The 8,162-nt window shown below is 66.1% G+C and carries 4 protein-coding genes; 1 reads left to right on the top strand and 3 read right to left on the bottom strand.

Annotation, left to right across the window (positions count from 1 at the left end):
* Positions 1 to 247: 247 nt before the first annotated feature.
* The 3 genes from GXY33_04855 to GXY33_04865 all read right to left on the bottom strand — a co-directional run bounded on the left by GXY33_04855 (position 248) and on the right by GXY33_04865 (position 6,668).
* Positions 248 to 1,441, bottom strand: coding sequence for a Gfo/Idh/MocA family oxidoreductase (locus tag GXY33_04855; protein NLX04457.1), 1,194 nt, complete (start codon positions 1,439 to 1,441; stop codon positions 248 to 250).
* Between the two features lie 162 nt (positions 1,442 to 1,603).
* On the bottom strand, positions 1,604 to 2,935 hold the full coding sequence (locus GXY33_04860; protein ID NLX04458.1) for a YihY family inner membrane protein: 1,332 nt from the start codon (positions 2,933 to 2,935) through the stop codon (positions 1,604 to 1,606).
* A gap of 46 nt (positions 2,936 to 2,981) precedes the next feature.
* Positions 2,982 to 6,668 carry a hypothetical protein gene (locus GXY33_04865; GenBank protein ID NLX04459.1) on the bottom strand — a complete coding sequence of 1,229 codons (3,687 nt, stop codon included), beginning with the start codon at positions 6,666 to 6,668 and terminating at the stop codon, positions 2,982 to 2,984.
* 249 nt (positions 6,669 to 6,917) lie between these two features.
* Here GXY33_04865 and GXY33_04870 point away from each other — a divergent pair.
* Positions 6,918 to 8,162, top strand: a 1,245-nt coding sequence (locus tag GXY33_04870; GenBank protein ID NLX04460.1) for an ABC-F family ATP-binding cassette domain-containing protein, incomplete at its 3' end; no start/stop codon positions are given.

Here is an 8,162-nt window from a genome sequence, read left to right on the forward strand (position 1 = left end):
GGCAAGGGGCGGTTTTCTGGTGCGTCGGGACGACGCACCCTACTTGCTCCGATCCGACTGTCCGGTTTGCCAGCGGACCGCGTCGACCTCTGCGGGAGGCGTGTCGGGACGATCAGCGGTTAGGGGCAACTTCTGTGGTTGGCCGATCGTGCCTGCCCGAACGATGCCTGGCCCGGATTGGTCGATGGGCGAAGGGGCAGGCACGAGGCCTGCCCGTACGGGGGTGGATGATTTGGAGCGTTGTTGTTTAGACGGTGTCGGCGACGTCGGCTTGGAAGTATTTGGCCAGGTCGTTTGGGAGCGGGGGGACGTCGCAGGGTTTGCCGTTGTTGCGGAGGGATTCGGTGGCGCAGCAACCGGCGGCGACGGCGTATCGTCCGGCGACGGCGGAGGTGGCGATGGTTCCGCCTTGGCGGACGTAGCGGACGAACTCGGCGACGATTTTGGGATCGGCTCCGCCGTGGGTGCCGCCCTCGCGCGGGATGTAGTGCTGCTCGGCGCCGTAGGGGTTGTAGCGGTCTTCGCGGCGGTTCCAGACTCGGATCACGCAGTGGCCCGGGTCGTCGCCGAAGTTTTCGAGTCGGCCCTCATCGCCGATGAAGGTGTAGTTTCGCCACGCATCCGGGGCGAAGTGGCACTGCTGATAGGAGGCGAGAACGCCGCTGTCGAGCTGCATGAGGACCATGCTGAGGTCTTCGACGTCGGCGGCGGGGTTGAGGCCCTTCTGGGCGCGGGGCGGCCAGATTTCGGTGGGCTGCCACGAGACGGTGCCGGTGCGGCGTGAGGCGTCGCGGTCGGCCACGCCGCCGTAGACGGCGAGGGTTCCGAAGGCGGTGACGGTGCGGCTGTAGCCGCGGCAGAGCCAGTGGAGGACGTCGATGTCGTGGGCCCCTTTCTGGAGGAGGAGGCCGGTGGATTTGGCGCGTTCGGCGTGCCAGTCCTTGTAGTAGGCGTCGCCGCCGTAGGAGACGAAGTGCCGGCACCAGGCGGCTTTGACGTTGCCGATGGCGCCGGCGTCGATGAGCTGTTTCATTTTTCGCACGACGGCCATGTGCCGCATGTTGTGTCCGAGGTAGAGCTTGACGCCGCGCTGGCGAGCGGCGCGGAGCAATCGGTCGCAGCCGTCGATGGTGATGGCCATCGGTTTTTCGAGGTAGACGTGCTTGCCGGCGTTGAGGGCGGCCAGGGCGTGCTCTTCGTGGCAGAAGTCGGGCGAGGTGACGAAGACGGCGTCGACGTCGCTTCGGGCCAGAAGCTCGCGGTAGTCGGCGGTGGCGAAGGCCTGGGCGCCGTAGCGCTGCTGGAAGTCGGCGAGGGCCTTTGGGCTCACGTCGGCTCCGGCGACGATACGCGATCCCTGTTCGGGCTGATGGGCGTGGCCGGCCAGTTCGCCGCGTCCGCCGACTCCGATGACTCCGATGCGAAGTTCGCTGACGGTCATGTCGTGCTCCTTAAATGACCGGTCTTGTTTACCGAAGCGCGGCTGGAAATGCCAGTGAAAGGTTTGGGGCTTTTGGGGGGCTGTGGAAGGAGAACGATCAATCCGGGGATTCGATCGTCAACAGCCCGGGAATCGTTTTCCGGTGCGTCGGGACGGCGCAGCCTACGTTTGGAGGTCGCGGAGGACGTCGGCGAGGGTGTAGTCGCCGAGGGCGGCGCGGACGCGGTCCTTGACGCGGCGGACGGCCTCGGCGACGTTGGGATCGGCTTTGGTCGGCGGTTCGAGGCGGTCGTCCTCGGGCAGGAACTGCATGATGTGCGGCACGCTGATTTTTTCGGGCGGGCGTGCCAGGACGTAGGCGGAGGTTTCGGCTTGTCGCTCCACGCAGGTGACCACGCCCATCGCCGCCAATTGGTCCATGATCTTGTTGACGGTGGGGCCGGGCAGTTCCAGGCGGTGGACGATCCGCTGGAAGCTCAGCGGGCCTTCACCGGCGGCATAGGCGCGGGCGACGGCGACGGCTCCGGCGAGGACCTCGATCGGGCCGAGGGTGATTTTTTCGGCCAGTTCGGCGGCCTCCATGTGGGAGACGTTGGCCCACGTGTAGGCGATCTGTCCGCCGAAGAGGAAGATCAGCCACGAGAGGTAGAGCCAGAACAGGAACAGCGGCAGGAGCCCCAGGGCGCCGTAGAGGTTTCCGGTGGCGACGAACCGGCTGACGTAGAAGGTAAAGCCGCGTTCGGCGATCATCCAGAGGGCCAGGGCCACTCCGGCTCCGAACGCACAGGCGGAGATATCGGTCCGCACGTTGGGCACGATGCGGTAGACGGTGGCCAGCACGATGATACCGACAAGCGCGTTGCCGATCCATCCGAGCACGACCACGACAAAGCGCAAGGCCGGCATGCCTTCGAGGGCTCCGGCGGCGGCGTTGGCCAGGAAGACGGCGGCGGCGACGGCGATGGGGGCGAGCGTCAGCGCGCCCCAGTAGAGCAGCAGGCGGCCTCCGACGGTGCGGGCCTGTCGGGCCTCGAAGATCCGGTTCAGCGCCCGTTCGAGGAGGAGCATCAGCGTGATGCTGGCCCAGATCAGGACGATCGCGCCGATCGGACCGACCGCGCCGAGGGTGAGTTTTTCCTGGACGCCTTCGACGGTGTCGATGATCCAGTCGGTGGCGGTTCGCTGTTGGAGGATGGGCGGCTCGCCGGCGGCATCCGGCTGGGTCTGGGGGGCGAGGGTGATCTGTGAGAAGCCGGCGGCGGTCAGGACGCGGCGGAGTTCGGATTTGCTGTCCTCGAGGACGCCGATGGAACTGGCGATGGTCATGGCCAGGACGAGGGCGGGGACGAGGGCGAAGATGGTCTGGTAGGAGAGGGCGGCGGCCACGTCGAAGGCATTGGTCACGCCGAGGCGGCGGAAGGAGTATCGCCACAGTTGGATTTGGAATCGCAGGATTCGGCTGACGCGATCGAGTTCGTTTCTGGGCGAGCTCATCACTCGCCGCAGGTAGTTTCTGGCTCGTCCGAAGAGGCCCATGCGATCACTTTCGCTTTCGTTCCCGCGGTTTGGACTTGGATTCGTCCTCACTCTTGTCCTGTTCTTCGACGATGTCCTTGATCCGTTCCTTTATTTTCTCTTGCGGGGTTTGCCTGGGGGCGGGCGTGGGCGTCGGCTCGGCGCGTCGCCGCGGCCGGGGTTCGGTCGGCGTCTCGGTCTTCTGGCCGGGCTTGATGATATCGCCGATGCGTTCCTCGGCTTGGCGTTTGAGGATTTGCTCGGCGGCCTTTTTGATCAGCGGTTTGACGTCCACCTTGTCCCATCGCACTTCCGGGCTGAGGCGATTGCCGGCGAGCGGAAGGCGGATGGGGACGGCTTGGAGGATGGAGGCATAGTCCTCGACGGGCCCGCTGACGCCGGCTTTGCGCAGCAGTTCGGCGGTGATCGGCACGGAGACGAACAGGTTGACCGCGCCGTCAAAGGCGACCGATCCGCTGAACGCCAGTTGATTTTCGGGTCCGAAACTGACGAGGAAGTCGTCGTAGAAGATTCGTCCTTCGCGGATGGTGAAGTTCAGGTCGCTGGCGGTGACCTGGTGGGTGGGAGCATCCTGCGGCTGGCCTTGCGGCTGGCCCTGCGGCTGGTTCGGGGTCTGCTCTTTCGTGCCGGACGACTTGATAAGCAGAGCCAGAAAACCTGAGGGCGTGAGCTTGAGCTTACTGAGGGCCAGGGTGCCGGAACCGGAACCGCCGGTGTAGAGGGCCTCGCCCAGCGGGAGCTCGATGTCGCGGGTGGTCAGGCCCATCGTGCCTTCAAGCCGGGTCAGCGAGGCGAAGAGCGGGTTGACGCGGCTGAGCAGTTCCTTGCCGATCTCCTGATCGACCTGGACGTTGTCGATCAGTTGGACCTGGCCGGGCAGCCGATAGACGGGCGTGTCGCCGGCGAGGTCGATCTGTCCGGCGAGGCGCAGCGTGCCGCCGGAGGCGGGCACCGCGGTTTCGGGCACGGCCAGGATTGAATTCTCCAGGTGGGGCAAGAGCGCGGCCTGGCCGAGTTCGAGGCCGGTGACTTCGCCCGACTCCCATGCAACTCCGACATCGGCCTGCAGCGTGCGGAACTCGGGTTCGGCCAGCGGTCCGGTGACCGTGAACTCGCGTGACGGATTGCCCTGGAGGGCGAGCAGGTCTTTGGTGCCCGGAGCCAGCTCGTGCAGCAGCGTGGTGAGTTCGGCCCACGAGGCGGTGTATTGGCCGGAGAGGTCGAGGATCCGGCGGGTCAGGTAGTCGGCGATCGTGCCGGTGATCGCAGCGGTCAGCGGCGTGGAGGTCAGCTTGGTTTGCCGCAGGGTGATCGTCTGGTTGTCGGTGTCGGCTGAGAGGTCATGCTCGAAGACGATGCGATCCTCGGTGAACTTCTTTTCGCCGCTTCCGGCTTGGAAGTTGGCGACGGTGGCGGTTCCTTTTACGTCCACCATCTGGCCGGAGGTTTTGGCGGAGGCGTTCCATTGGAGTTGGCCGTCGACGGCGGGCGGTTGCTCCCATTCGGCGAAGGGTTGAGCGGCGGCCAAGGACGCGCCGACGTCGGCGCTGACTTGCAGTTGTCCTTCCATCGTCGTCTGCTGCGTCCAGGCGAGTTGGGCATCCTCGACGATTGCCTGGACGAGGCCCTGCGAGCGGGCCTCGAAGCGTTCGAGCGAAAGCTGGCCTTGCGGCGGGGCGATGCGGAGGTTGGCCAGTTGGAATTCGATCGGGGCCTGGCCCACCGGCTGATCCTGGATAGTCAGGTCGCGGATGGCGCCGTCGCTGTTGATCGCGTAGGCGTTCTGGTCGGCGGGGCGTGACATCGTGGCCTGCAGTTGCAGGCTTCCGGTCGCCGAGCGGAGGTCTTCGTTCTCGAGGCCCAAGACCTGGACCAGATCGCTGATCTGCGAGGAGTTGACATCGGCCCGGACGGTCATCGCGCCGGTTTTGGCGTTGAGGTCCATCGACACGGCTGCGGTCGTCGTCTGGTTGACGGAGAGCTTGGCCTGGTCGATCCGCAGGGTCTGGAGGGCCTGGTCTTCGAGCGTCATCGCGATCGGCCCGTCGATCGTCGCCTGCTGGGCGCGGATTTCGGTGCCTTCGGCGGCGTAGAGCAGGTCTTCGGCGCGGGCGTTGAGGTTGAGGTTGAGCCGCTGGTCGTCGGGCCGGGTCAACGTGAATTGTCCGCTGGTTTGGCCGGCGAGCTGGAAATCGCCGAGCGTGACGATCTGGTTGATCTGGCGGTGGAGTTGGGCGAGGTCGGCTTGGAACTGGCCGGTCAGGTCGTTGATCGTCCCGTTGGCTGAGACGGTGGCGAACTGCGACTGGAGATCGGCCTGGTTGACCTTCAGGCCCGTGCCTTCGACGACGACCGCGTCGGCGGTCAGTTCGACCGGCTGGAGTTCGACCGGCTGGCCGTTCTGCCGGGCGGTCAGGCCGGTGAGGCGGACGTGGGCGTCGAGCGACGGGGTTTGGCCGCCGGCGGCGCGGAGGCTGTCGATCTGCAAGGTTCCGCCGGTGATCTGGACGCCTTCTCGGAGGTTCAGCAGTCCGGGCACGGCTGAGCCGAGTCGGGCCAGGTCGGCCTGGCCCTGGAGTTGCACTTCGACCGGTTCGAGGCGGCTGGGCCGGCCGTCGAGCACGGCTGAGACGATCCTGTCCCAGGAGACTTCGGCGAAGCTCGCGTCCGGTTGATAGCTGGCGTCGATCAGGACCCAGAGCGGTTTTTGGCGGATCGTGTCGACCGGCTGGGTCGGCTGATCGGCTGCTTCAACGCCGGTCGGCGCGAAGGTGGCGAAGAGGGCGGCGTCAACGGGTTCGAGTTGACCGGCTGGAGGTTGGTCTTGTCGCTGGGCGGTCAGGTCGCGGACCTGGGCGTCGATGAGGCCGCGGGGTTTGCCCTGCTCGACCCGCAGGTCGGCGTTCAGGTTGAGCGTGCCGGTCATTGGCGGCGCGCCGGCGGCTACGGCGATCGGACCGACGGCCACCGGTTCGGGAGTCTGGGCCTGCAGGTCCATGTGTCCGGCGCCGAACTGGAAGCTGCCGTCGGGGAACATGTCCTGGAGGTTAAAGCGGCTGGTCAGTTGGCCGCCCTGGGTCAGTGTCAATTGGATTTGGCCCTGGAGGTTGTTGAGGGTATCGACGTCGACGCGGCTGTCGAGGTCGCGGATCTCGGTCTCCTGCCCGTCGGGGCGGACGATGCGGATGCTGGCGACGTTGAGGGTGAGCGTGCCGCGATAGTCGGCAGCCGGCGGCTGGTTGGGCTCGGCTGGGGCCGGCTGAGGCGACTCGACCGCCTCGGCGATCGAGACCGTCTGGTCCTGTTGGTAGACCACCAGTTCGGCCACGTCGGCGTCAAGCTGGCCGAATTGCTGGTAACCGGTGATCAGGGCCCAGAGACCCTTGGACCAGGCCAGATTGCCCGCGAGCACCGGACGGCCCTGCGGGTCGTAGAGCCGCAGGCCATCCACCGAGCTTGGTCCGGTCCAGGTCAGCGAGAGATCGGCGGCTTCGGCCTGTCCGGCGATGTAGGAATTGACGAGCGAGGTAACCACCGGCGGACCGAGTCCGGTTGAGAGGATGTAGGGCGCGGTCAGGACCAGGACGATCAGCACCGCGGCGATCACCAGCAGGACCCACGGCCAGCGGCGGCGTCGCTTTGGCGGCTGCTGTGAGGCGGGATTGTCCGTATGGTTTTGTCTGGAGCTCATGGCAGGACCCCCTTTCATGCTCGTTGGCGGCCGCCGAACCGGGCCTCGGGGCCGATGATGTTTCCTTTTTGTATTATGGCGGGCGTCCGGAGCGGTCTCAAGGGTAATGTGGGATGACGACGGCTGTAGGAATCCGCATGTTGCTGATATGTCACCCGTGATTGTCCTGACGCGGGTTGGCGAGTATGATAAGGGTTTTCCCGCGCGCGGATGCGTCGGGTAAGGTCGGCCAGGAAGGTGCAGGCGGCGATGTCGCTGGTGATTGCCGAGAATATTACGATTTCGTACGGACCGCAGCAGGTGCTGCGGGAGGTGTCGTTTCGTCTTGGCGAGGCGGAGCGGATCGGGCTGGTGGGGGCGAACGGGGCGGGCAAGACGACGCTGCTGAAGATCGTGGCTGGGATGCTTGAAGCGGACGACGGGCAGGTGCACCGGTCGCGCGGGCTGCGGATCGGCTATCTGCCGCAGTCGCCGCCGCGGGTGGATGGCGGGACGGTACACGGGGCGATGCTGGAGGTGTTCGCGGATTTGCGGCAAACCGAGGTCGAACTGCACGAGATGGCGGCGGAACTGGCTGAGCGGCAGGACGATCAGGAGCTGCTGAAGCGCTATGGAGCGGCCCAGACGGCGTTTGAGGCTCGCGGCGGATACGACTATCTCAAACGGATCGAGCTGGTGCTTGAAGGGTTGGGGTTCGATCGATCCGGCTGGGATCAGCCGTTGGCCCAGCTCAGCGGCGGTCAGCGGACGCGGGTGTATCTGGGCACGCTGCTATTGGCTGATCCGGACGTGCTGATGCTCGATGAGCCAACCAATCATCTGGACCTTGACTCGGTGGAGTGGCTGGAGTTCTGGCTGCGGTCGTTTCGGGGGGCGGTGGTGGTGGTTTCGCACGATCGGTATTTTCTGGACCGCGTGACGCAGAACACGTGGGAGATCGCGTTCGGGCGGCTTGAGACGTATCGCGGGCCGTACAGCGAGTACGTCGAGAAGCGTGCGGCGCGGTACGAGGAGCGGATGCGGGCGTGGGAGAATCAGCAGGAGTACATCCGCAAGGCGCGGGATTTCGTGGCCCGTTACGCGGCCGGTCAGCGGTCCAAGCAGGCCCGCGGACGCCAGACGCGGTTGGAGCGGTTTCTGGAGAACGAGGCGGTGGATCGGCCGCAGGCGAGCCGGACGATGAATTTGCGGCTTGAGACCAAGGAGCAGACGGGCGACCTGGTGCTGCGGGCGACGGATTTGGCGGTTGGGTATGAGGCGGGCCGTCCGCTGGCGTCGGCGGAGTGGCTGGAGGTTCGGCGTGGCGAGCGGGTGGCGATTGTCGGGCCCAACGGGATCGGCAAGACGACGCTGCTGCGGACGCTGATGGGCGAGCTTGCGGCCCTGAGCGGGCAGGTGCGTCACGGGGCGAACGTGAAGTTCGGGTATCTCTCGCAGACGCACACGGAACTGCGGCCCGAGTTGAGCGCGCTGGACTCGGTGCTGGAGGTGGAC

This window comes from Phycisphaerae bacterium, from assembly GCA_012729815.1.
Taxonomy (GTDB): Bacteria; Planctomycetota; Phycisphaerae; order JAAYCJ01; family JAAYCJ01; genus JAAYCJ01.

Coding starts and splice junctions, on each gene's coding strand:
- GXY33_04855 (NLX04457.1), bottom strand. CDS start 1,441: ATGACCGTCAGCGAACTTCGCATCGGAGTCATCGGAGTCGGCGGACGC.
- GXY33_04860 (NLX04458.1), bottom strand. CDS start 2,935: ATGAGCTCGCCCAGAAACGAACTCGATCGCGTCAGCCGAATCCTGCGA.
- GXY33_04865 (NLX04459.1), bottom strand. CDS start 6,668: ATGAGCTCCAGACAAAACCATACGGACAATCCCGCCTCACAGCAGCCG.